Origin of the sequence: Streptococcus sp. CF8_Ac1-9 (genome assembly GCF_024295565.1) — a bacterium.
Lineage (GTDB): Bacteria > Bacillota > Bacilli > Lactobacillales > Streptococcaceae > Streptococcus > Streptococcus parasanguinis_X.
In genome coordinates, this window is record NZ_JANCOY010000002.1 from 142977 (window position 1) to 165937 (window position 22961).

Sequence of the window (22961 nt, forward strand, 5' to 3'; positions counted from 1 at the left end):
TCTAAAGACCTTTCGTCTATAAGGAGAAGGAATATTGAAAAAAATATCTTTTGAACAAGTTGCAAGAAGACGGACCTTATTGTTTGGGGTTCTTGCCGTCATTTTTGGGATTCTCATTTTTCGAAACGGCGTTGGTTTCACCAAATTTTCCTTGGATCTATTAGCCATTTACTTTTTAGTTGATGGACTAGGAAGCTTTCTTCTTCGCTTTTTGTTACGTAGCAAGTCTATTTCCTATAGCCACTCTATTTGGTTTATTTTTCTTTCACTTGCGTTGATCTGGTTGAATCGACTGAGTAGTCTGCCCGTAAACTTAGTTGTGATTTGTTTAGGGGCATATCAGTTGGGGAGTGCCATTGTCTATGGGATCACATTTTGGCTTTATAAGGCCAATCGGGTAAAAGGAGGCTGGCTCTATTTATGGGATGCGCTTTTAAACGGTGGGCTTGGTCTAGCAACTGTCTTGGAACCTGGTTCAGATGGGCACTTCCAATTTATCCTCTTGGGGGCTTATCTGGTCTTGTTGGGGATTTCTAATATTCGAGATGGTATTTTATTTGACAAAGACCAACAAGGCCAAGAGTTAAAACGTCGCTTTCGTATTAGCCTACCGGTTATCTTTGCAGCCTTTATCCCTGCTAAGGAGTTAAAACGGTTTAACCAGTTTCTTCAAAAAGGGAGCTCGGCGGGACACACAGGCCCTTATCGATTGGTGAAAAAAGAAGAAGAGGCAAGGGAATTAGAAATTTTGGTTCATACTTCTGACAGCAACTTATTTGGAGCGATTGGGCATGTAGATATTTGTTATCAGGGGAAGGTCATTTCTTACGGAAGTTACGATCCCTTTTCAGAGCGTCTATTTGGGACGATTGGGGATGGCGTACTGTTTAAAGTGGATAAGGAACCATACATCGAACTATGTAAAAAAGAGAGTCAAAAGACGCTGTTTGGCTACAGCCTATCCCTTACCGAAGAAGAGAATCAGGCAGTAGAGAAGCGTCTAGCTGAAATTGATCAGTTGTTAGAACCTTGGGATCCACCTAGGAGGTTACTGGAAGACGGTCAGCCGACCTACGCTTACAAATTGAAATATGATTTAGGGGCTGAGCTATATAAATTTACTTCTTCGCGTTTTAAATCTTACTTTGTTCTGTCTACTAATTGCTGCCTGTTAGCAGATTCCATTGTGGGACAGGCAGGAACGGCTGTATTAGATGTGCGTGGAGTGATTGCACCAGGGACCTATCAGGATTACTTAGAATACGAATTTGAAGCTCCAAACGGGCGGGTCCATACACGAACAGTATACTAAAAAAAGAAAGACAGATTTTTATTTTTGAAAAATCTGTCTTTTTTGCACAAGATTTCTTGTAAAAAGCCAGAAAATCTTTTACAATAAAAAGTGCTTGGAGGAAAGTATGACAGCAAATCAGATCGTAAGAGTGATCCCAGTCTTGAAAGTGAATAACCGAAATGTCAATCAACGCTTTTATGAAGAGACATTGGGAATGAAAGTATTAGTGGAAGAAGGAGCTCTCCTATCTTTAGGAGATGCCTCAAAAGTAGAGAAAATTGTCTTAGAAGAGTCACCGAGTATGCGTTCGCGTAAGGTCGAAGGTCCAAAGAAATTGGGTCGCATCGTGGTGAAAGTGGCACAAGCTCAAGAAATTGATTATTTGTTGGCCCGCCAGCCAGAAACAAGCGCCCTTTACCAAGGAGCTAATGGTCGCGCCTTTGAAGTTGTGTCTCCTCAAGGAGATACCATTTTCGTGCATGCTGAAGAAAATCTTGAAAGCCTAGAACCGTTGGAGAAAGCGCCTCTTGTTGACGTGCCAGAAGATTTCAAAGGTTTGACCAGCTTTGATGTGGACTTTCTTGAGGTCAATGTGGCCGATTTTGCTGAGGCTGAGAAGTTCTATAGCAACTTGCCAGCTTTGGCCCACTTTATCCATTTGCAGGAAGCTCAAGGAGAAGATCTCCAAGTGGAGAACAAGGTGACTTGGGATTTGAGCATGATCAAGGTCGAATTGGCATCTTTTGATGTGGAAGTCGTGAAAGAACGCTTGGGAGAAACTGTCGATTTTGTGCACCGTAAGGGAACTTTCTTGATTGCCAAAGATCCAAGTCAGATTGAACTCTGGTTTGAAGCCAATCAAGATCAGGTCCATATTTCTTATGAAGAATAAGAATGGAGTGATGAGCGTGAATGCAATCATCGAAAAAATTACCGAACAAATCCAAGAAGGCATCTATCCAGGTGCCTCTCTTGCGCTTTACCGCAAGGGTCAGTGGAGTGAGCACTATCTGGGACTAGCGGATCCTGAAAAAGGAGAGTCAGTAGTGGCTGACCTGGTCTATGATTTGGCCAGTGTCAGTAAGGTCGTCGGAGTCGCTACCATCTGTGCTTTTTTGTATGCGAAAGGGGAGCTTCCGCTCGATCGTCCCTTTAAAGAGTTTTACCCGCGTTTTGCTCATGAGAAGACGACCATCCGGGAACTCTTGACCCATACTTCTGGGCTGGATCCTTTTATCCCCAACCGGGATCAATTGGATGCGAGACAGTTGAAAACAGCTCTTGAAAATTTGCAGTTGAAAGAAGACAAGAGTTTTCATTACACCGACGTCAATTTTCTTCTGCTGGGCTTTTGGTTAGAAGACAGGTTTCACCAGCCCTTGGATCGTTTATTTGAAGAGCTGATCTTTACACCTTGGAAGATGACAGAGACACGGTTTGGACCGGTCGAAAAGGCGGTGCCAACGGTCCGTGGCCTTGCTTCTGGAAGTGTTCATGATCCCAAAGCGAGAGTATTGGGCTGTCATGCGGGAAGTGCTGGACTTTTTTCAACTGTTGCTGATCTAGAGCGCTTCTTAGAGCATTATCTGAAGGATGATTTTGCGCGTGACTTGTCTCAGAATTTTGCGCGTGAAGAGGGCAAGACCCGCGCTCTCGGATGGAATCTAGAGGGTGACTGGTTGGATCATACGGGCTATACTGGAACCTTCATCATGTACAATCGAAAGAGGCAGGAAGCTGTGATCTTTTTGTCTAACCGGACCTATGAGAAGGACGAACGGGCCCAATGGATCTTAGACCGCAACTCTTTGATGGACTTGATCAAACAAGAATGTGAAAAATAGAAATGGATGGCTGGGATGACGGATCCCGGCCTTTTCTTGTCTGTCCATAAGAAGGAGCTCTTCTGGGTGATTCATTTTTGGACTCCGTCTTAGGTTGGATTTCCTTCAAAAGCATCGCTTTTTTGGCTGATTTATATTAAAATAGTAATGACCTTAGTAGAGCGAGATGAATATGCATAAAGAGATAGGCGTCGGAAAGGCGCATAGTAAAATTATCTTAATTGGAGAGCATGCGGTGGTTTATGGTTATCCGGCTATTGCCCTGCCACTCCATCATATCGAAGTGATCTGCCAGATCATCCCGGCAGACAGTCCATGGATTTTGTTTGAAGATGACACATTGTCCATGGCGGTTTTTGCGTCTCTTGAGCACCTCGGGATTCGTGAGGCCCGGATTCGCTGTCGGATTCAGTCTATGGTACCGGAAAAACGGGGGATGGGGTCCTCTGCGGCGGTCAGTATCGCAGCTATTCGTGCAGTTTTTGACTATTATCAAGAGGAGCTGGACGATGAGACCTTAGAAATCCTGGTCAATCGAGCAGAAACCATTGCCCATATGAATCCAAGCGGTCTGGATGCCAAGACTTGTCTGAGCGATCAAGCCATTAAATTCATCCGGAATGTCGGCTTTTACCCGCTGGAGCTGGGTATAAAAGCGAGTTTGGTGATTGCGGATACGGGGATTCACGGCAATACCCGTGAGGCGATTCAAAAGGTTGAAGCCAAAGGGCAGGAAGTTTTATCCCATTTCCATGAGATTGGTCAGTTGACCCAGCAGGTGGAAGAGGCTCTAAAAATGAATGATCTAATGAGCCTAGGACAGGCTCTGACTACTTGTCATGACCACTTGAGAGCCGTAGGGGTCAGCTGTGAAAAAGCAGACCACCTGGTCGCCGTTGCCCTTGAAAATGGGGCCTTAGGTGCTAAAATGAGCGGAGGCGGCCTTGGAGGCTGTGTGATTGCCCTCGTCAAGGATTCTCGTGAAGCAGCAACCATTGCCCATGCATTAGAAAAAGAAGGAGCGCACCATACATGGATCGAAAACCTGTAAAGGCTAAGTCCTATGCCAATATCGCGATTATCAAATACTGGGGAAAAGAAGATGCCAAACAGATGGTCCCTTCGACCAGTTCGATTTCGTTGACCTTAGAGAATATGTATACAGAGACGAGTCTCTCTCCCTTACCAGCAGATGCGACTGCGCATGAATTTTACATCGATGGGGAATTCCAAAATCCAGCTGAGCAAGCCAAAATTGGAGCTGTGATTGATAGCTTGAAGCCAGCAGATGAAGCAGGATTTGTTCGGGTGGATACCAGCAACAACATGCCAACTGCAGCCGGTTTGTCCTCTAGCTCAAGCGGCCTCTCTGCTCTCGTCAAGGCTTGCAATCAGTACTATGATTTGGGCTTGAGTCAGGAGGAATTAGCTCAAAAAGCCAAGTTTGCTTCGGGTTCTTCTTCACGTTCTTTCTTTGGACCCTTAGCAGCTTGGGACAAAGAAAGTGGAGAAATTTATAAGGTCAAAACAGACCTAAAACTGGCTATGATCATGCTGGTCCTCAATGACAAGCAAAAGCCCGTTTCCAGCCGGGAAGGGATGAAACGTTGCATGGAGACCTCGACTAATTTCAAAGAATGGATCGAAGAGTCTCGACAAGATTACAAGGACATGCTGGACTATCTAGCTGGCAATGATTTTGAACGGGTCGGTCAGCTGACAGAGCGCAATGCCCTTGCTATGCATGCGACGACTAGAACAGCCACTCCAGCCTTTAGCTACTTGACAGAAGAAAGCCACAAAGCTATGGAATTTGTCCGTGAGCTTCGAGCTGCAGGCCATGCTTGTTACTTCACCATGGATGCAGGGCCAAACGTTAAGGTTCTCTGTTTAGAAGAAGACTTGGATCAGCTGGTGCCTTTATTTGACGCCCGCTATCGGACCATCGTATCTAAGACAAAGGACCCTCAAGATGAAGACTAAGTATCAGGTACAGACTGGAGGCAAGCTCTATCTAGCTGGAGAATACGCAGTGCTAACGCCTGGCTATGGAGCCGTGATTCAGTTTATTCCCATTTATCTGTCAGCTACTATCCAAGAATCTAGAAGCTATCAGCTAGCCTCAGATCTCTTTGGTTACCAGGTGGATTTGACCCCAAATAAGGACTACGCCTTGATTCAAGAGACCATTCGGCTCATGGAAGAGTGGCTGAAAGATCAGGGAATAGCCCCTAAACCGTTTGATCTTCACCTTAGAGGGACGTTGGGCGAAGAGGGGAAAAAGTATGGGATTGGTTCCAGCGGAAGTGTGGTCTTGCTCGTGATCAAGGCCATGGCTGCTCTGTATGAACTAGACTTAAGTCCAGATCTGCTCTTTCGACTAGCAGCAGTGGTCTTGGTGCAAAGAGGGGACAATGGTTCCATGGGCGATTTGGCTTGTATCGCCTTCGAGGACTTGATTTATTACCAATCCTTTGATCGGGCTTGGTTGCATGAAGTCTTGACTTCTCAGCCTCTTTCACAAGTTTTAGACCTGGATTGGGACTACCAGATCTGCTCGATCCAGCCAGCCATCTCTTATGATTTTCTGGTTGGTTGGACCAAGGAACCAGCGATTTCAAGTGATTTGATCCGCCAGGTCAAGGGAGCGATTAATGAAGTCTTTCTCAAAGAAAGTCAGAGCGCAGTGAAGATTCTTGAAAAAGGTCTCCGTGAAGGGAACAAAAAAGAAATTGAGACCAGTATCAAACGTGCCGATAAGAACCTAAAGTCTTTGAACCCTTTGATCTATACCCCAGCTCTAAAAGAGCTGCAAGAAGCGACAGAGGGCCTTTCTGTCTGTGCCAAATCCAGTGGTGCTGGAGGAGGCGACTGTGGAATCGCCCTTATTTTTGACCCAGTTGAGACTCAGACCTTGATAGAGCGCTGGAAGGAAAAGAATATTGAAGTCATTTACCAAGAAAGGATGGGAGATTCGTGAGCGAAAATCGAAAAGACCAGCATATTCGCTATGCCTTGGAGCAAAGCTCCTCCTATAATAGCTTTGATGAGATCGAGCTGATTCACCGATCCCTCCCCCTTGTGGATCTAGCGGAGATTGATTTGACAACCCATTTCGCAGGGCGTGATTGGGAGGTCCCTTTTTATATCAATGCTATGACAGGCGGGAGTAAACGGGCCAAAGAGATCAATCAAAAGTTGGCAGCAGTAGCCGAAGCCTGTGGGATTCTCTTTGTGACTGGCTCTTACAGCGCAGGGCTGAAGGATCCGAACGATCAATCGTATGCGGTCAAAAAAGACCATCCTCATCTTCTTTTAGCAACCAACATTGGCATCGATAAAGAGCCAGATTTGGGCTTGCGGACAGTGGAAGAGCTACACCCCCTCTTTCTTCAAGTCCATGTGAATCTGATGCAAGAGTTGCTCATGCCCGAAGGGGAGCGGATTTTCCACACTTGGAAAGACCATCTCAAGAGCTATGGGCAGGGCTTTCCAGTGCCTGTAGTCCTGAAGGAAGTTGGCTTTGGTATGGATCCCAAAACAGTTCAGGCAGCGCTAGATGCTGGGATCAAAACCGTCGATATTTCTGGTCGTGGTGGCACTAGTTTTGCCTATATTGAGAATCGTCGTGGTGGCAATCGCGCTTATCTGGATGATTGGGGACAATCAACTGCGCAGTGTCTCTTACAGTTACAGGATCAGATAGATCAGGTTGAGGTCCTAGCAAGTGGGGGCATTCGTCATCCCCTTGATATGGTCAAGGCCTTGGTCCTTGGAGCACGTGGCGTAGGACTTTCCCGCGTTTTTCTTGAGATGGTAGAGACTAAGAGTATTGAAGAAGTAATCGTCCTTGTCCAAGGCTGGAAAGAAGACCTCAGATTGCTCCTTTGTGCGCTCGGTTGTCAGAACCTGAAAGAGCTCCGTGAAGTCGACTATCTCCTCTATGGAAAATTGTGGCAAGCGAATCAACAGAGAAAATGAAGAAAAATCATTTTAGAAACTTTCCTTAGGTGAGTACGGACGTCAGCGAACTTCTACGAAGTTCCATGACTTAGTTTTGAACCTAAGGTTTCAAAACTCCCGAGTGCCTGAAACAAAAACGTTTCAGGCACTTTTCTCACAGCGGAAAGTTTTCGTATATTATGATTCATTTTGAAAATTAGAACTCTTTTATAGTTCTTTGAAGAATCACTTAACTTATTTTACTTAAAAATTAGTTCCTATTCGTTTAGGATTGGCAAAATAAGCCAATTCTTTCTTTTTTTTAAAAAGTGTTCTCCTCAAAAATTCTGATAGTTTACGAATTGTTTACGGTTGCTGGAATCGCTTGCAAAATAGGCTTGTAAAAGAGTATACTAAATAAGGAAAAACATTTTTAAAAAGGAGTTTAGGATGAAGAAGCACTATTTTCGATCAGCTGTAGCAGCCTTGCTTCCGCTTTTGTTGATTGCTCAACCTGTTGAGGCTTGTACAGGGTTCATCATCGGGAAGAAACTGACGGCCGACGGTTCGACCTTGGTAGGTCGTACCGAAGATTTAGAGCCCAACCATAATAAAAATTTTGTGGTCAGAGAGCGTGTCTACAATAAAAAAGGAGCCATCTTTGAGGATGCTGCCAACGGTTTTCAATATCCCTTGCCAGAGATTAGCTATAAGTATACAGCGGTTCCAGATGTCACCCCTGATCAGGGAATTTTTGACGAAGCAGGATTCAATGAATATGGGGTTTCCATTTCTGCCACTGTATCTGCTTCAGCAAATGACAAGATCCAAAAAGTGGATCCCTACGTCAAGGATGGCCTCGCAGAATCGGGCTTGACCAGTATCGTTCTCCCTAGTGTGAAAACCGCAAGAGAAGGGGTTGAACTCATTGCTAAGATCGTCGAAGAAAAAGGCGCTGCAGAAGGAAATATTGTGACCATTGCCGATAAAGAAGGCGTCTGGTATATGGAAATCCTATCTGGCCATCAATATGCAGCGATTCTCTTCCCAGAGGATCGATTTGCGGTCTTTCCAAATACCTTCTTCTTAGGGCATGTCGATCTATCAGATACCGAACGCACGATCGCTTCAAAAGATCTTGAAAAAGTCGCCAAAAAAGCCAATAGCTATAAGGAAGTGGATGAAAAATTCCACGTTTCTCAATCCTATAATCCGCCTTTGCAAGAAGCAGATCGCTCTCGGGTTTGGTCGGGAATCAAATCGCTAGACCCAAGCTCTCCTGTTAAATATGACGATGCGTCCTTTGACCTTCTTCATACAACCGATCGAAAATTAACCCTCCGCGATGCCATGAATCTCCAACGCAATCGTTTGGAAGGAACCAAATATAAACCACAGGATCAAATGGAGTTGGATGGAAAAGGCATTCCGAAAAAAGGAGAGTTTGATGCGGTTTATAAATACCCTATTTCCAATCCAAATGTCATGGAGGCCCATATTTTCCAACTGAAAGATGATGTCCCAGCAAGTGCAGGTGGAGGCACCATGTGGCTGTCGATGGGTAGTCCACGAAATGCTCCATACCTACCCTACTATGGCAATATTCTCAACACCTATCAAGCCTACCAAGAATTAGGGGATCATTACAATGATCGCTCTTGGTATTGGACCATTTCAAGAATCAATGACCTTGTGGCCAAGTATCCAGATTTATTCGAAGATGGGGCGATTCGTACTGAAATGGAACGATTGGAGTCTCAGTGGATGGTCGAACAAGATCTGAGTGATCAGGAACAAATCGCCCTTGCTTCTCAGCCTGAAGAAGCTAGTAAGAAGGCAACAGAGGAAAGCTTGGCGAGAGCTGAGAAAACCTTCGAACGCTTGCAAGAAATCAGAAAAGAAGCAGAACAAAAGGTAGCAGATGAACACGGAAAAAGTGCCCTGCAGGATCTAGATGACGAAGAAGATGCTGCTTATGAAGAGAAGATTGATCTCGTTGATTTTGACTATGATTACATTCTAGCAGCAGGCTTGTTCGGGGCAACCCTTCTAGCGATTGTGATCTACCTGATTCGCTCAAAGAAACAAAAGGGAGGAAAACAAGATGACTAAAATTCAAAGAGCCTCGATCTATCTTTTTCTACTGTTGGCAGGAATTGGCTTGGAGTTTGAACTCGGTCATCTTTCTCAACAAGAATTTAGCCAGTCTGCAGGCAGAGACTTGGTCTTAAACTTGTCTGTTTTAGCTGCTATTATTATCCCGCTCTATCTCTTTTCAAAACGATTGGCCAAGCAGTTGTCTGTTCCAACCTATCTCTTATGGATTGCCATGTTTGGAGGAGCCTTCGTAGCAGGCTGGTTGAGCTTTTCAGGCAATAGCTTGATTGATATTATGAATAGCCATGTGATCAAGGATGCCACTGTCTTTAACAAGTGGACGGATGCTTTGACGGCCCCGTTTTCAGAGGAATTCTTTAAGGCTCTAGTTGCCTTTTGGGTTGTCTTGATGGTTGGCAAGAAAGATCTAAAAGCGATTCTAATTGCAGGCTTGGGCTCTGGCTTTGGTTTTCAAATCATTGAGGATTTAGGGTACGTTGCCCGCCAAACCAAAACCAGCCAATTAGCTGCGGTTACTGAGGCCATTAACCGGATCTCTGGTGGATTAGCTTCACATGCCCTCTATACAGCTGTTGTATCCGTTGGTGTCTTCCTCTTGTTGTCTCAAGTGACTCAGAAAAAGGAAAAAATCTTTGGGCTCTGGTGTGTTCTCTCGACAGTAGCCAATCACTTCTTATGGAACTCTCCGTTTTATGAAACAGACCATCGGATTAATCTTCTCGTCGGACTACTCTTTGCCGTCCAAGTAGGGACCTTTATCGAAGTGGCGCTCTATACCAAGAAACATCCCGAGTTGCCATTTTTAAAACAATAAGAAATATTTTTCAAACACAAAAGAACTAAGACGTGGGTCTTAGTTCTCAAAGTGAAGATAAAATCATCTTAGAAACTTTCCTTAGGTGAAGACGGACGTCAGCGAACTTCGAAGAAGTTCCATGACTAATTATTGAGCCTAAGGTCTCAATAATTCCGAGTGCTAGAAACAAAAGTGTTTCTAGCACTTTTCTCACGGCGGAAAGTTTCATTATATTCTCGATTCATTTAAAAAATTAGAACTTATTTTTATTTCTTTGCAGGATCACTTGACTTAATTTGCTAAAGAATTAGCTTGTCTTAGTTCTTTATTTTCTCAATTCTTGTAAGAGTGTTTGTGCCTTTTCTAAGTTAAAGGGTTTGTTTTCAAGGAGTTGGTTGACCAATCGGGGAACTTCCTCTTCCTTTGCTCCTGCTAGAAGGGCTAGGGAGCGTGCTTGGAGTTTCATATGTCCTGCTTGGATCCCTGTGGTGACAAGGGCTTTGAGGGCTGCGAAATTCTGCGCCAAACCGAGCGAAGCGATGATACCTGCTAATTCAATAGCAGAAGGCTCTCCTAGCAAGCGGTGGCTGACTTGAACCGTTGGGTTGAGGCCAATCGAGCCTCCTTTTGTCGCAACCGGCATTGGCAGGGTGATCTCTCCATAGAGTTTTTTCTCTTTCGGCTGACTTGTCCAGTGACTCAAGCCCTTGTAAGAACCACTTTGTGCAGCATAGGCATGGGCTCCTGCTTCGATGGCCCGCCAGTCATTGCCTGTCGCAAGGACCAGGGCATCAATCCCGTTAAAAATTCCCTTGTTATGTGTGGCTGCACGGTAAGGATCCACTTGAGCCAGTTGGCTGGCTAACTCCATCCGGTGGGCAATCTCAGTGGCTTCCTCAGGATTTCGACTCAGTGCTTTAAAATCGATGGCACACCGTGCACTCACTAAAGAGCGAGTAGCCAAGTTGGATAAAATTGCCATCAAGGCCTGACCACCAGAGAGTTCCTGGATACGATCGGTCAGAGCTTCTAACATGGTATTGAGCATATTGGCCCCCATGGCTTCTTTGGGATCGACAGCCAAGTAGACAATAAGAAAGTCCCCCTTGTTTTCGACCCAAAGATCTCTCGCTCCACCTCCACGCTTGACGATAGAAGGATAGGCTTCATTAGCCAGCTGAAGAAGAGCTTCCTTATCTTCTAGGATGCGCTTGCTAGCAACTTCCATGTCTTCAACATCCGTCAGAGCAATCTCGCCAATCATTTGGCGCTGGTGCACCTGGGTGGTGAAGCCGCCCGAACGTTGGATGAGCTTGGCTGCAAAGCTGGCAGCCGCGACCACGGATGGTTCTTCTGTGACCATGGGAAGGACATAGTCACGACCATTGATCAGGAAATAAGGAGCAAGGCTAAAAGGCAAGTCAAAAGTCGACAAGACATTTTCCGTCAATTGATCTGCAATAGAAAGTGGGAGTCCCTTTTGTTCTTTTAAGATCTGTGCTTCATCCCAAGTTAAGAGGCCTTCCTTCAGTAAGGCCTCTATGCGTTCTGTGGGAGAAAGTTTTGCAAAACCTGGTAATCGTGCCATTATTTTTCTACTTTCTGGTAAGTGCGCTGGTGTTCCTTGATCTCTGTCAAAGCAAAAGTTTGATGCGTAGCAGGCTCAAACACTTGATTACCACTAGGATCCAGATCTACTTCCTCATAAAAGAGTCGCTCGTAGTCAGCAACACTAAGAACCGTACGTTGGTCCAGTTTTTCCATGCGTTTGTGATCTAAGAGTTGCTCAAAACCAGGAACAAGGTTGGCACTAAAGATCTCAGAAACCGCTCCACTTCCATAACTAAAGAGGGCGATTCGGTCCCCAGCTTTGAGTTGGGGGTCATTTTCCAGTAGTGACAGCAAGCCTAGGAAAAGAGATCCAGTGTAGATATTTCCCACGCGTTGGCTGTATAGAATCGATTGATCAAAGTTGTATTGTAATTGATCTTTTTTCTCTTCTGGTACTGACTTATCCAGGATTTTTTTCAAGCCCTTGAGAGCTAATTTCGGATAAGGCAAGTGGAAGCAGACAGCTGCAAAGTCTGTCAAGGCAAGGCCAGTCCGTTTCTGGTATTCCGCCCAAGTTGTTTTCAGAGAATCTAGATATTGTTGCGTTGAATAAATCCCATTCACAAAGGGAGTTGTCGCATAATTTGGACGCCAAAAATCCATGACATCGCGTGTTTGGGCAACATTGTCATCGTTAAAAGATAGAATACGAGGATTTTGGCTGATCAGCATGGCAACAGCTCCAGCCCCCTGTGTTGGTTCTCCAGGAGTTCCAATTCCGTATTTAGCGATGTCACTGGCAATGACCAAAACCTTACTCTGTGGGAATTTTTCAACATGGAGTTTAGCATAATCCAAGGCAGCAGTCGCAGCATAGCAGGCTTCTTTCATCTCAAAAGAGCGGGCGAAAGGCTGGATGTCTAGTAAGCCATGAACAAACACAGCAGCAGCTTTACTCTGGTCAATTCCAGATTCTGTCGCAAGAATCACCATGTCGATCGCTTCTTTATCTTCGTCTGTTAAAATATCCTCTGCTGCAGTAGCAGCCAATGTGACGATGTCTTCTGTGATCGGTGCAACACTTTGTTCTTTTAAGAGAAGACCCTTGCTCAGTTTTTCGGGATCAGTATCACGAGCAGCAGCCAAATCTTCTAAACGCAAGACATAAGGGCTCGTCGCAAAACCAATCTTATCAATCCCAATTGTCATTCTTAACCTCTTTTTTATTTGATATCTACTAGTATATTTCGTTACTATTTTACCATATTTAAGGGTAAAACTCCCTTGAAAAAGCTAGATCAGCAAGGAAATCATTCTCGGGACCGATTTTGCAATGTTTCAAAGAAAAAATAGAAAATCTATAAAAAAAGCCATCCTTAGATGGCTTTTCAACTCTTATCCTTGCTTATCTTTTTTAGGATTGCTCATGATTCGTATGAAGAGTTCTTTGCATTTGTCTCTTAGAACTTTTTCATAGAAGACGATTAAAGCGATGTACACAATCAGAAAGTTCAAGGTCAGATAGAACAAGTCAAATGAATTACGGGCATAGTAAGTCGCTGATTGATAGGAGGGGAAGGCTCCTAGGATCATCCAAGGAAGATACTTGATATACTTGTTTACCATCATACAGCACCTCGCATCCTTTAAAGGATTTGTTATTTCACTATCATTGTACTCCTTTTAAACAAAAATACAAGCGATTACATAGATAAGTTTTGAAAAACCAATGCTAGTTGGCATTGGTCATTTTTCTTTTTTGATGGCGTTGGTAAGAATGGTAGAGTTTCAAGACAACGGAGCCACTAGCCATCCCGATGGAGATCACCAAGGCCAGAATAACCACTAGGGTCACGCTGGTTACTGCTTGGCGATATTGGCCACTGACAAAGAAGGAAGTGGTCCGATAGGAAATATATCCAGGAACCAAGGGCGCGAGAATGGACAACATAAAGACCACGACAGGCGTCTTGAGAATGATACTTAAAATCTGACTGATACAGGAGCCGACAATGGCTGCGATAAAGGTAGCAACGATGACATTGGTAGGCCCTTTTAGGATATAGTAAAGTAGCCAGATGCCCATGCCTAGGATTCCTCCAGGAATCAACATGGAGCGCTGCACATTTAGGACGATTAAAAAGGTGATGATGGCAATCAAACTGGCCACCGCTTGGATTAAAAATTCAGTTAGGTTCATGATTTTATTTCATAAGGACGAGGGCAACGGTTGTACCGGCACCAAGTGCAAGAGTAATGAGGAGAGTCTCAAAGAGTTTGCTCATCCCAGAGTTGAGGTGGTAATTCATCAGATCGCGGACGGCATTGGTCATAGCGATTCCAGGAACGAAGGGCATGACACAGCCTGCGATAATGAGATCGGTATTGGAAGGAAAACCACTATAGCGCGTCCAGATATGGGCCAAAAAACCAAAGACAAAGGCGACCGCAAAGGCAGTGACAAAAGGAATGCGAACGTATTTCTCAACGACAAGAGAAAAAGCAAAGGCAAAGACAGTCGCAATACCCGCTCCAATCGCATCATAGAAATTTCCTCCAAACATGATGGAGAAGAAAGGCGCACTAAGAGTTGCCGCAATGGTCAACTGGAGATTGGTATAAGGAACGCGCTTCATTTTCAACTCGCTCAGGGCTTTGTAGGCTTGCTCGAGATCTATCTCTCCAGAGACGAGTTGACGGGAGATCTGATTGACGTCACAGACCTTTTCGATATTGTAATTGGTCCGCAAGATCCGTTTCATGCGCGTGACATTGGCATTCTCGATTGAAAAGAAAATAGCGACTGGCATCGCTAAAACATTGCAATCGACGATTCCTTGTGAATGGGCGATCCGGATCATGGTATCTTCGACCCGGTGAATCTCAGAACCGCTCTCGATCAGGAGGGTTCCAGCTAACATCAGGACGTCGATCACTTGGTTGATCTGTTTTGACTCTTCCATAATTTCCTTCTTACTAAATAATCTGTTTCTATTATAGCAAAAAAGGACGAGAGACAGAACTAAAATCTGACAATTCTAGTTTGTTTCTTATCCTTTCTGAATTCGTTTAGAATAGCTATTGTTTAGGCTTATCATTCGCTAACTCGGGTGGTGGTGCTGCACGGTGCTATCCTGGACGAGAAGGGTTGCTAAAAAGATCAGTGCAATCAGGATAAAGAGCCAAATAATAGCGAAAATAAATGTTAAAAACATAGGATCACCCCTTCTATCTTATTTACAGCTCTACTATAACACTTGGAGAAAGCGCTGTCAAACTCTATATAGTAGGCTCTTAAACTCTTTCAAAATTCAGAATACTCTTGCGATGGGGATGAAAAAACCAGCCGTTTCCGACTGGGTTTTAAGACCTATTTGAATCTTAGTTCAAGGCATCATCCATTGAAAGAACTTCGTGGAAGACACGTTGTGTCAATTCAGTTTTTTGTTCTGGAGTGAGGTATTTAGTGTTTACACAGTATCCAGAGATACGAACGATAACGTCTTCACCTGACATGATCTTTTCGTAAACATCGTTCAAGTCCATAACGTTCAAGTTACAGTGTTGTCCACCGTTTTCGAAGTATCCATCAAGGATGGTTACCAAGTTATCAACTTGTTCGTCACGAGTTTTACCAAGAGCACGTGGTGATACTTGAGTAGTGAGTGAGATACCATCAGCTGCGTAACCAAAGTCAAGGCTAGCAAGTGAGTTCAAGTTTTGCAACCATCCACCTTTAGCTTTGTTAGATGGGTTAGCACCTGGTGAGAAGAATTCCAATTTAGACAAGTTCACAGAACCATCTTCGTTGAGGTATACCCCTTTGTGGACTGGTGAGTTACCAGTTTGTTTAGAGTAAGCAACGTTAGAAGTGATGGTAAGAAGTGAAACAGTTGCTTCAGCGTTCTTGTAAAGTTTGTGGCTGCGAAGACGAGTAGTGTAAGCTTCGATCAACCATTCTGCCAATTCGTTAGAACGTGGGTCATCTTCACCCCAACGTGGGTATTCACCGATTGTTTCGTAATCGTAGATGTAGCCATCTTCGTCACGGATTGGTTTAACAGTAGCGTATTTGATTGCTGACAAAGTATCAACAGTGTTAGCGAATCCACAGATACCGAATCCCATGTTAGCGCGTTGGTGAGTTGGCAAGAAGGCCATTTGAACAGCTTCGTAGTTGTACTTATCAGTCATGTAGTGGATGATGTTCAAAGCATCTACGTAAGTGTCTGTCAACCAGTCAAGAGATTTTTCGAAGTTTGCTTTAACAGATTCGAATTCAAGAACTTCGTCACGGATTGGATCGATGTCAAATACTTTATAGTCTTTATGAACATCGTCGTAACCACCGTTCAAACCAGTAAGAAGAGCTTTAAGAACGTTAACACGAGCACCGAAGTATTGGATGTTGTGGCGTTGTTCTTCGTTTTCTGGGTCAAGTGGAGATACACAACATGAGATACAGCTCATTTCACCGTATCCGTCTTTCGCCATTGTTGTTACACCTTCGTATTGGATAGAAGAGTGTTTATGGCTCATGTGCATACAGTAGCGACGGAAGTTGTATGGCAATTTGTCAGTCCAAAGAACTGTCAAGTTTGGTTCTGGAGAGTTACCGATGTTGTCCAAAGTGTTCAAGAAACGGTAGTCCATCTTAGTAACACGGTGACGACCGTCGTTACCCATACCAGCCATTGATGTTGTGATGAAGGTTGGGTCACCTGAGTACAATTCGTCGTAAGCTTTTGTACGAGCAAATTTAACAGTACGCAATTTCATAACGAAATCATCAACGAATTCTTGGATTTCTGATTCAGTGTAAGTACCACGAGCCAAGTCACGTTCAGCGTAGATATCCAAAACGATTGGCACACGTCCAAGAGAAGTAGCAGCACCGTTGATCACACGGCAGACAGCCATGAAGGCGATGTTTGTCCATTGGATCGCTTCTTTTGTATCGAAGGCAGGACGACGTACGTCTACACCATAAAGGTCACCCAATTTAACAACTTCTTGAAGTGCTTGGTATTGAAGGTTTACTTCTTCACGAAGACGGATTGATTCTTCATCGATTTCAGTAATAGAGTTCCAGTCGTTTGCTTTTTCAGCCATCAAGTAGTCAGCACCGTAAAGAGCCAAACGAGCATAAACCCCGATGATACGTCCACGAGAGTAAGCGTCTGGAAGACCAGTTACAGTGTGAGCGTGACGAGCGCGACGGATGTTAGAAGTGTAAGCACGGAAGATACCATCGTTTACAGTTGTAACGTATTTTGTGAAGATTTCATGAACTGCTGGATCTGGTTCGTATCCATTTTCTTTCAAAGTAGTTTCCGCCATACGGATACCACCACGAGGCATGAAGTTCAATTTGAACAACTCATCATTTTGGATACCGAAGATGACTTCGTTTTCTTTGTCGATATATCCAGCTGCGATATCAGCGATAGATGTTGGACGGTTATCGTATGGGAAACGAGTTTCTTCGTAATGAGCTTTTGTTTCTTCAACAATCTTCTTGATGTGAAGAGAACGTTCAGTTGGACCAGCTAGGAAGCTTTCATCTCCATCATAAGGTGTGTAGTTAGCTTGAACGAAGCGAGAAACGCTTGCTTTTTCTTTCCAATCTTCACCTTTGAAGCCTTCCCAGGCTTTGTCAAAAATATCTTGTGCTTCAACGACTGTTTTAACAACCATTTTTATTTTCCTCTATTGTCTTTCTAGCAACTATATCTGTTGCACTTACAATAGTAGTATACCATACAGAAACCGGTTACACAAAGACAAATTGCGAAAAATAGCAGATTCTTTTATAATACAGTTTCAACTCTTCTGTGATACTGTACTACATTTTTGAAAATGAACACGAATTTCCATCAATTTTCATGTTTTTAGGAAGGGACGATTTTTGCAATTCTAAAATTTTCTTCTTATAATAGAAAAAAAGGAGGGTAAAAAATGCTGATATTTCCATTGGTGAATGATACGAGTCGCAAGATTATTCATATTGATATGGATGCATTTTTTGCTGCCGTCGAAGAAAGAGACAACCCTAGTTTAAAGGGGAAGCCTGTCGTAATTGGCCAGGACCCTCGTCAATCGGGAGGGAGAGGTGTGGTCTCGACCTGTAACTATGAAGCACGGAAATATGGGATTCATTCGGCCATGAGTTCCAAAGAAGCGCTGGACCTTTGTCCTCAAGCGATTTTTATCTCTGGAAATTATGAAAAATACCGAGAAGTGGGCGAGCAGGTTCGTGAGATTTTCAAGCGCTATACAGATCTGATCGAGCCTATGAGTATTGATGAAGCCTATCTAGATGTGACGGAAAATAAAATCCAGAGCAAATCAGCTGTCAAAATCGCTCGCTTGATTCAGCATGCGATCTGGGAAGAGCTGCATCTCACAGCTTCAGCGGGTGTCTCTTATAATAAGTTTTTGGCCAAGATGGCAAGTGACTACCAAAAACCCCGTGGCCTAACGGTGGTCTTGCCGGAGGATGCTGAGGATTTCCTGAGCCAGATGGACATTGCCAAATTTCACGGGGTAGGAAAGAAGACAGTGGAGCGGCTGCATGAGATGGGGGTCTATACTGGCGCGGATCTTTTAGCTATCCCGGAGATGACCTTGATCGATCGATTTGGGCGCTTTGGCTATGATCTCTTTCGTAAGGCGCGAGGGATTCACAATAGCCCTGTCAAGAGCCATCGCATCCGCAAGTCGATCGGAAAAGAGCGGACCTACCGCAAGCTCCTTTATGCTGAAGATGATATTTTAGAAGAAATTGCCAATCTGTCCAGTAAGGTAGCCCAATCGCTGGAAAAACACGGCAAGCAAGGAAAGACCTTGGTTTTAAAAGTGCGCTATGGAGACTTCACCACCCTGACCAAGCGAATGACATTGACGGAGCCAACACGAGAGGCTGAGCGGATCAATCGTTCCGCTCGCCAAATTTTTCAAGAAATCGAATCGACAAATACTGGAATCCGCCTCTTGGGTGTCACCATGACCAATTTCGTGGATCATACCGAGTTGCCTTTAGTGGAAGAAAAAGAAAACGACTAGTTTGTTCACTAGTCGCCTAAGATTGATGACAAAGTCATCTTAGAAACTTTCCTTAGGTGAGTACGGACGTCAGCGAACTTCTACGAAGTTCCATGACTTAGTTTTGAACCTAAAGTTTCAAAACTCCCGAGTGCTAGAAACCATAGTGTTTCTAGCACTTTTCTCACGGCGGAAAGTTTCAGCTGTATTTGAATGAGCCTTAAAAAATATATTATTTTAATTTTTGGGGTATCAATTAGGTTGTTTGACATCAAAAAAGGCTGCAATTTCTTCTTCAGTCAGTCCGATCATAGGAGAGATGGTGTGGAGATTATCTTCAGTCAGTCGATAGACAGTCGGTTCATCAGGCTCAGCCTTCTTTACAACAGTCCCTTCCTTGCTTCGTGCGGATTCGACTGTAGCAGAAGCTGTGGCAACAGCTGGAGAAGAGTCTTTGGTTGCCTCACCTCCATCCAGGTCCTTGAAGCGCTCCACCAAGTAGGTCTTGCGCGCAGTACCGGTATTTTTAGTAGCGTAATCAAAGGCGCTGTATTCCCCTAAGAGGATCAGTTTGCTCTTAGAGCGCGTGATGGCGGTATAGATCAAATTACGCTGCAACATCCGGTGGCTTTGATTGGTAATAGGTAGAATCACTACCGGAAACTCGCTTCCTTGCGATTTGTGAATACTCATTGCATAGGCTAAGCGAATCTTGTACCATTCATTGCGCGGGTAGACGATTTCATTGCCATCAAATTGGATGGTCAATTCATCTTGCTTGGATTCTGTATATTTTCCTGGGAGAAGATCGGTGATGTAGCCGATATCTCCGTTAAAGACATTGCTTTCTGCATCATTGACCAGATGGATGACCTTATCCCCATCGCGGTATTGGCAGTCTGGCGAGTCAAAGACGACCTGATCTTTGACAGCTGGATTGAGAAGGTCTTGCATGAGCGTATTGATATTGTCAATGCCGGCCTGGCCCTTGTACATGGGTGCCAAGACTTGGATATCTCGAGCAGGGATTTGACTGCGAAGGGCAGCGGAAGTGATTTGTTCGATCATCTTAGGGATGTGTTCACTTCCGGCTTCGAAATAAGAGCGGTCAGCTTTTCGTTCTGTGAAATCTTGAGGAAGCTTGCCTTGGCGAATGTCTCCGGCTAGTGAGACAATGGTCGAGTCCTCACTCTGACGGAAAATATGCTCCAGTTTGGTCTGAGGGATGCTTGGGATCTGCAAGAGATCAGCCAAGACCTGACCAGGGCTGACAGATGGTAATTGGTCGGCATCTCCCACAATCAAGAGTTTGGTATCTGTTGCAATATTGCTAAGTAATTGATTAGCCAACCAGGTATCGACCATGGAAAATTCGTCCACAATGATAAAGTCTGCGTCTAAATAGTCCTCTAAGTGGCTGGTGTCATCATCTCCTGTCATCCCCAAATGGCGGTGAATGGTGGCGCTCGGAAGTCCTGTCAGCTCATTCATGCGTCTAGCTGCCCGTCCTGTTGGGGCAGCCAAGAGGATCGGGAGGTCTTGTTTCTTGCGAAGATCCAACTGGTGGAGTTGGGCATAGACGCTGATCATCCCATTGATAACAGTTGTCTTTCCTGTCCCAGGACCCCCTGTGAGGATAAAGACCTTGTTTTGGATAGCTTGGTGAATCGCCTCTTTTTGAATCGCATCGTAGCGAATCCCCAAATCTTTTTCAACCTCCTCAATCGCCTGGTTGATTTTCTCAGGGTCAAATGAAGTCGACTTTCCTTTTTCCAACAATCGACCGATATGACTGCGAATCCCTTCTTCCGCAAAGAAAAGGCTATTGTCAAAGATCTTGGTATCCACATTTTGGACCTTGTCTTCCTCGATGAGGTGGCCTAATTCTTGGGCGACAGTAGAAGGATCCAATTCTACTGGACGCGCTGATTCCAAAAGGTCAATGCTATAGCGCAGGAGGTCTTTGGCTTCAATATAGGTATTTCCAGTCTCGATAGAGTAGCTGAAGAGACTGTGAATCAGGCCCGCGCGGAACCGCTCAGGGGCGTCACTTGCAATCCCCAATTCTTCGGCTAGTTGGTCCGCGATTTTAAAGCCCATGCCTTGGATATCTTCCACCAATCGGTAGGGCTGTTGCTCCACGATCTGGAGGGTTTCTTCTTTATAAAAATCTTGGATCTGAAAGGCCAATTTATTGGGAATGCCATAGTTGGCTAGTTGGGCGAGAATGCGCTCCGTTCCGTAATTCTGACGGAGTTTTTCCACAAAAGCCAGGCGGTTTTTCTTGGAGAGGCCTGTGATTTCTTCTAATTTTTCAGGGGCCTCCAAAATTTTGTCAATGGTATCGTCCCCATAGAGGTCCACGATTTTTTGGGCTGTTTTGAGACCAATTCCTTTGAAGTGATCGCTGGAAAAATATTTCACCAAGCCCTTGCTAGAGGGTTTGGCACGCTCATAGCGACTGATTTTGAGCTGTTCTCCGTATTTAGGATGATGGACCAGCTCCCCCCAGAAGGTGTAGTCTTCGCCTTCCATGATATCTGCCATAGTACCCGTCACAATAATCTCAAAATCATCAAAGTCTTCGGCATCGGTATCGCTGATATCGAGCAAGAGGATTCGAAAAAAACTGCTAGGATTTTCAAAAATAATGCGCTCAATAGTACCAGAAAAATAATATTCCATCATTTCTTTCCTTTTTATAAAGCAAGGCTGGGACATACTTGTCTCAGCCTCAGTCTGTTGATCTATACTAATAAGTTTTGAAAGGGTAGATAGGCCATAGTCTAAAGACGGCTTGCCCCTTGATTTGTTCTTTCTTGAAAGCTCCGACCTGACGGCTATCTTTTGAAACGATCCGGTCATCTCCAAGTAAGAGATATTCATCGTCAAGCAACTTCAAAGTAAATTTAGGATTGCCATCCTTGTCCACTGTAAAGGCTTGAGCTGTATTGGCCAGTTGGCGGAAGAGTTCTCCGTTTTCTTCAAAGCCTTTTCCAGTGTAGGTCGATTGCAATTTATCTTTTTTGAAACGAGCGATATAGTTTTTCAAATAAGGCTCATTAGTCTTTTTCCCATTGATGTAGAGGGTATCGTTATCATATTGGATGGTATCTCCAGGAAGACCGATGACCCGCTTGACGATGTCCTTGGTTTTACCGTCGTCATCTTTTTCACTGGCAACAACAATGTCGAAACGATCGATTGAGAGGTGGTTGACCACAAGGAGGTACTCGCTATCGGCCAGGGTCGGATCCATCGAATGGCCATCTACCTTGACCGGAGCCCAGAGGTAAATGCGAGAGGCGATGATGAGACCAACAATGATACTGAAGAGGCCCCATTCTTTAAGGAATCTCACCACAGGTGAGCTCGATGTATGTTTTGAACTTCTTTTTGACATGACTTATCTTTCTAGTAATTTCTTTGCTTTTTCTGTGTTTTTAAAATGGAGTTTGGCACAATAATCCAGAGCTTTCATCCCGTAGGTCTGAAGTAATTTAGCGGCCACTTGGTCTGATTTAGCTCCTGCTCCACTAGGAAGATTAAAACCCAGTTCCTTGCCCAGATCTTCCAGATTTTGAAGGAAGAGATTGCGGGCGATGATGGAGCTAACTGCCACAGCTAGATACTTGCTTTCGGCTTTTTCTTCCAACTCAATGGCTTGCGTGACCTGATTTTTTTCAGCTTTTACGTATTTTTGGTAGTTTTTAGCAGTTGTAAAGGCATCAATCACAATTCGCTCTACTTGGACTCCTTTATTTAACAGAAGGTAGATGGCCTGATTGTGCAGGGCTACTTTGACCGAAACAGCATTGTAACCAGAAGCGATCACTTCATTGTACTTCTTTGGAGACAATAAGAGTGCTTGGTGCTGGATATTTTCCTCAAGGAGAGGAGCCAATTGCTGAATTTTTCGATCATCCAAGGTCTTCGAATCCCCAACACCAAGCTTTTTGAGCCAGTCGTGCTGGTCAGGTGTGACAAAGGATGCGACGACGGTGAGTCCACCAAAATAAGAGCCGTTTCCGACCTCATCGGTTCCGATCATGGCTAGATCTTGTCGTGCGGATGAAGTAGAACGCTTAGGGTTCCCATTATCTTGCCCGAAAAAGGCCAGGTAAGGAGTGAGGTCATTGCCCTGGAGCAGGACCTTTCCAGACTTGTAGATCGAAACGGTCGCTCCCTCTAGTCGAAAGAAATAATCCATATGAGGGTTCTTGCTTTGAGTGAGAGAACTGCGATAGGTATGGACAAAATCAAGGATTTGCTCCTGTGTTGGAGTGAGTGTCATACTTTCCATAACCACTATTGTACCACAAATTCAGGGAGAGAGGGAGCAAAAAGAAAGAAAGAATCCACTGGAAAATCC

Annotated in this window: 19 protein-coding genes; 10 read left to right on the top strand and 9 right to left on the bottom strand. The window is 44.4% G+C overall.

The annotated features are described in order from the left end of the window. Positions 1-31 precede the first annotated feature (31 nt). The 9 genes from NML76_RS04215 to NML76_RS04255 all read left to right on the top strand — a co-directional run bounded on the left by NML76_RS04215 (position 32) and on the right by NML76_RS04255 (position 10012). Positions 32-1312 (top strand): HdeD family acid-resistance protein, encoded by a 1281-nt coding sequence (locus tag NML76_RS04215; protein ID WP_037599405.1) that lies wholly within the window; start codon positions 32-34, stop codon positions 1310-1312. Between the two features lie 106 nt (positions 1313-1418). Then, positions 1419-2186 (top strand): CppA N-terminal domain-containing protein, encoded by a 768-nt coding sequence (locus tag NML76_RS04220; protein WP_024055030.1) that lies wholly within the window; start codon positions 1419-1421, stop codon positions 2184-2186. 10 nt (positions 2187-2196) lie between these two features. After that, positions 2197-3138: a serine hydrolase domain-containing protein gene (locus NML76_RS04225; protein ID WP_037613944.1), complete on the top strand. Its 942-nt coding sequence runs from the start codon at positions 2197-2199 to the stop codon at positions 3136-3138. A gap of 172 nt (positions 3139-3310) precedes the next feature. Next, on the top strand, positions 3311-4189 hold the full coding sequence (gene mvk, locus NML76_RS04230; RefSeq protein ID WP_049498558.1) for a mevalonate kinase: 879 nt from the start codon (positions 3311-3313) through the stop codon (positions 4187-4189). Next, positions 4171-5121, top strand: coding sequence for a diphosphomevalonate decarboxylase (mvaD, locus tag NML76_RS04235; RefSeq protein ID WP_049522756.1), 951 nt, complete (start codon positions 4171-4173; stop codon positions 5119-5121). Before mvk ends, mvaD begins: the two co-directional genes overlap by 19 nt. Next, positions 5111-6118 carry a phosphomevalonate kinase gene (locus tag NML76_RS04240; protein WP_003008822.1) on the top strand — a complete coding sequence of 336 codons (1008 nt, stop codon included), beginning with the start codon at positions 5111-5113 and terminating at the stop codon, positions 6116-6118. Before mvaD ends, NML76_RS04240 begins: the two co-directional genes overlap by 11 nt. Further along, complete coding sequence (fni, locus tag NML76_RS04245; protein ID WP_003008820.1) at positions 6115-7119, top strand: type 2 isopentenyl-diphosphate Delta-isomerase; 1005 nt, start codon at positions 6115-6117, stop codon at positions 7117-7119. The genes NML76_RS04240 and fni overlap by 4 nt, the downstream gene beginning before the upstream one ends. Before the next feature lie 411 nt (positions 7120-7530). Further along, on the top strand, positions 7531-9192 hold the full coding sequence (locus NML76_RS04250) for a C69 family dipeptidase (RefSeq protein WP_045759881.1): 1662 nt from the start codon (positions 7531-7533) through the stop codon (positions 9190-9192). Continuing rightward, positions 9185-10012 (top strand): PrsW family glutamic-type intramembrane protease, encoded by an 828-nt coding sequence (locus NML76_RS04255; protein WP_254732760.1) that lies wholly within the window; start codon positions 9185-9187, stop codon positions 10010-10012. The genes NML76_RS04250 and NML76_RS04255 overlap by 8 nt, the downstream gene beginning before the upstream one ends. A 307-nt stretch (positions 10013-10319) precedes the next feature. Here NML76_RS04255 and NML76_RS04260 read toward each other — a convergent pair whose 3' ends face one another. From NML76_RS04260 to pflB, 6 genes are all read right to left on the bottom strand, one after another. Beyond that, positions 10320-11582 carry a hydroxymethylglutaryl-CoA reductase, degradative gene (locus NML76_RS04260; RefSeq protein ID WP_254732762.1) on the bottom strand — a complete coding sequence of 421 codons (1263 nt, stop codon included), beginning with the start codon at positions 11580-11582 and terminating at the stop codon, positions 10320-10322. After that, positions 11582-12754 carry a hydroxymethylglutaryl-CoA synthase gene (locus tag NML76_RS04265; RefSeq protein ID WP_254732764.1) on the bottom strand — a complete coding sequence of 391 codons (1173 nt, stop codon included), beginning with the start codon at positions 12752-12754 and terminating at the stop codon, positions 11582-11584. The genes NML76_RS04260 and NML76_RS04265 overlap by 1 nt, the downstream gene beginning before the upstream one ends. 186 nt (positions 12755-12940) lie before the next feature. After that, positions 12941-13171: a hypothetical protein gene (locus tag NML76_RS04270; RefSeq protein ID WP_101770620.1), complete on the bottom strand. Its 231-nt coding sequence runs from the start codon at positions 13169-13171 to the stop codon at positions 12941-12943. A gap of 106 nt (positions 13172-13277) precedes the next feature. Beyond that, positions 13278-13745, bottom strand: a complete 468-nt coding sequence (locus NML76_RS04275; RefSeq protein WP_003005049.1) for a threonine/serine exporter family protein — start codon at positions 13743-13745, stop codon at positions 13278-13280. A 4-nt stretch (positions 13746-13749) separates the two neighbouring features. Next, positions 13750-14508 (bottom strand): threonine/serine exporter family protein, encoded by a 759-nt coding sequence (locus NML76_RS04280; RefSeq protein WP_254732766.1) that lies wholly within the window; start codon positions 14506-14508, stop codon positions 13750-13752. Positions 14509-14926: 418 nt separating this feature from the next. Then, complete coding sequence (gene pflB / locus NML76_RS04285; protein ID WP_003005386.1) at positions 14927-17242, bottom strand: formate C-acetyltransferase; 2316 nt, start codon at positions 17240-17242, stop codon at positions 14927-14929. A gap of 261 nt (positions 17243-17503) precedes the next feature. On the opposite strand from pflB, the gene dinB reads away from it, so the two are divergent. Continuing rightward, positions 17504-18610: a DNA polymerase IV gene (gene dinB / locus NML76_RS04290; protein WP_049486357.1), complete on the top strand. Its 1107-nt coding sequence runs from the start codon at positions 17504-17506 to the stop codon at positions 18608-18610. A gap of 231 nt (positions 18611-18841) precedes the next feature. Here dinB and NML76_RS04295 read toward each other — a convergent pair whose 3' ends face one another. The 3 genes from NML76_RS04295 to rnhC form a co-directional block, all read right to left on the bottom strand. Then, complete coding sequence (locus NML76_RS04295; protein ID WP_254732768.1) at positions 18842-21274, bottom strand: ATP-dependent RecD-like DNA helicase; 2433 nt, start codon at positions 21272-21274, stop codon at positions 18842-18844. A gap of 67 nt (positions 21275-21341) precedes the next feature. Further along, on the bottom strand, positions 21342-21992 hold the full coding sequence (gene lepB, locus NML76_RS04300; RefSeq protein WP_014713905.1) for a signal peptidase I: 651 nt from the start codon (positions 21990-21992) through the stop codon (positions 21342-21344). Positions 21993-21995: 3 nt separating this feature from the next. Further along, positions 21996-22892, bottom strand: a complete 897-nt coding sequence (rnhC, locus tag NML76_RS04305) for a ribonuclease HIII (RefSeq protein WP_254732770.1) — start codon at positions 22890-22892, stop codon at positions 21996-21998. Between the last annotated feature and the right edge of the window lie 69 nt (positions 22893-22961).

What these genes read in the sequence shown, in the direction of transcription:
- NML76_RS04220 (WP_024055030.1), top strand. Translation starts at nt 1,419, where the DNA reads ATGACAGCAAATCAGATCGTAAGAGTGATCCCAGTCTTGAAAGTGAAT.
- NML76_RS04225 (WP_037613944.1), top strand. Translation starts at nt 2,197, where the DNA reads ATGAGCGTGAATGCAATCATCGAAAAAATTACCGAACAAATCCAAGAA.
- mvk (WP_049498558.1), top strand. Translation starts at nt 3,311, where the DNA reads ATGCATAAAGAGATAGGCGTCGGAAAGGCGCATAGTAAAATTATCTTA.
- mvaD (WP_049522756.1), top strand. Translation starts at nt 4,171, where the DNA reads ATGGATCGAAAACCTGTAAAGGCTAAGTCCTATGCCAATATCGCGATT.
- NML76_RS04240 (WP_003008822.1), top strand. Translation starts at nt 5,111, where the DNA reads ATGAAGACTAAGTATCAGGTACAGACTGGAGGCAAGCTCTATCTAGCT.
- NML76_RS04250 (WP_045759881.1), top strand. Translation starts at nt 7,531, where the DNA reads ATGAAGAAGCACTATTTTCGATCAGCTGTAGCAGCCTTGCTTCCGCTT.
- NML76_RS04255 (WP_254732760.1), top strand. Translation starts at nt 9,185, where the DNA reads ATGACTAAAATTCAAAGAGCCTCGATCTATCTTTTTCTACTGTTGGCA.
- NML76_RS04260 (WP_254732762.1), bottom strand. Translation starts at nt 11,582, where the DNA reads ATGGCACGATTACCAGGTTTTGCAAAACTTTCTCCCACAGAACGCATA.
- NML76_RS04265 (WP_254732764.1), bottom strand. Translation starts at nt 12,754, where the DNA reads ATGACAATTGGGATTGATAAGATTGGTTTTGCGACGAGCCCTTATGTC.
- NML76_RS04270 (WP_101770620.1), bottom strand. Translation starts at nt 13,171, where the DNA reads ATGGTAAACAAGTATATCAAGTATCTTCCTTGGATGATCCTAGGAGCC.
- NML76_RS04275 (WP_003005049.1), bottom strand. Translation starts at nt 13,745, where the DNA reads ATGAACCTAACTGAATTTTTAATCCAAGCGGTGGCCAGTTTGATTGCC.
- NML76_RS04280 (WP_254732766.1), bottom strand. Translation starts at nt 14,508, where the DNA reads ATGGAAGAGTCAAAACAGATCAACCAAGTGATCGACGTCCTGATGTTA.
- pflB (WP_003005386.1), bottom strand. Translation starts at nt 17,242, where the DNA reads ATGGTTGTTAAAACAGTCGTTGAAGCACAAGATATTTTTGACAAAGCC.
- dinB (WP_049486357.1), top strand. Translation starts at nt 17,504, where the DNA reads ATGCTGATATTTCCATTGGTGAATGATACGAGTCGCAAGATTATTCAT.
- NML76_RS04295 (WP_254732768.1), bottom strand. Translation starts at nt 21,274, where the DNA reads ATGGAATATTATTTTTCTGGTACTATTGAGCGCATTATTTTTGAAAAT.
- lepB (WP_014713905.1), bottom strand. Translation starts at nt 21,992, where the DNA reads ATGTCAAAAAGAAGTTCAAAACATACATCGAGCTCACCTGTGGTGAGA.
- rnhC (WP_254732770.1), bottom strand. Translation starts at nt 22,892, where the DNA reads ATGGAAAGTATGACACTCACTCCAACACAGGAGCAAATCCTTGATTTT.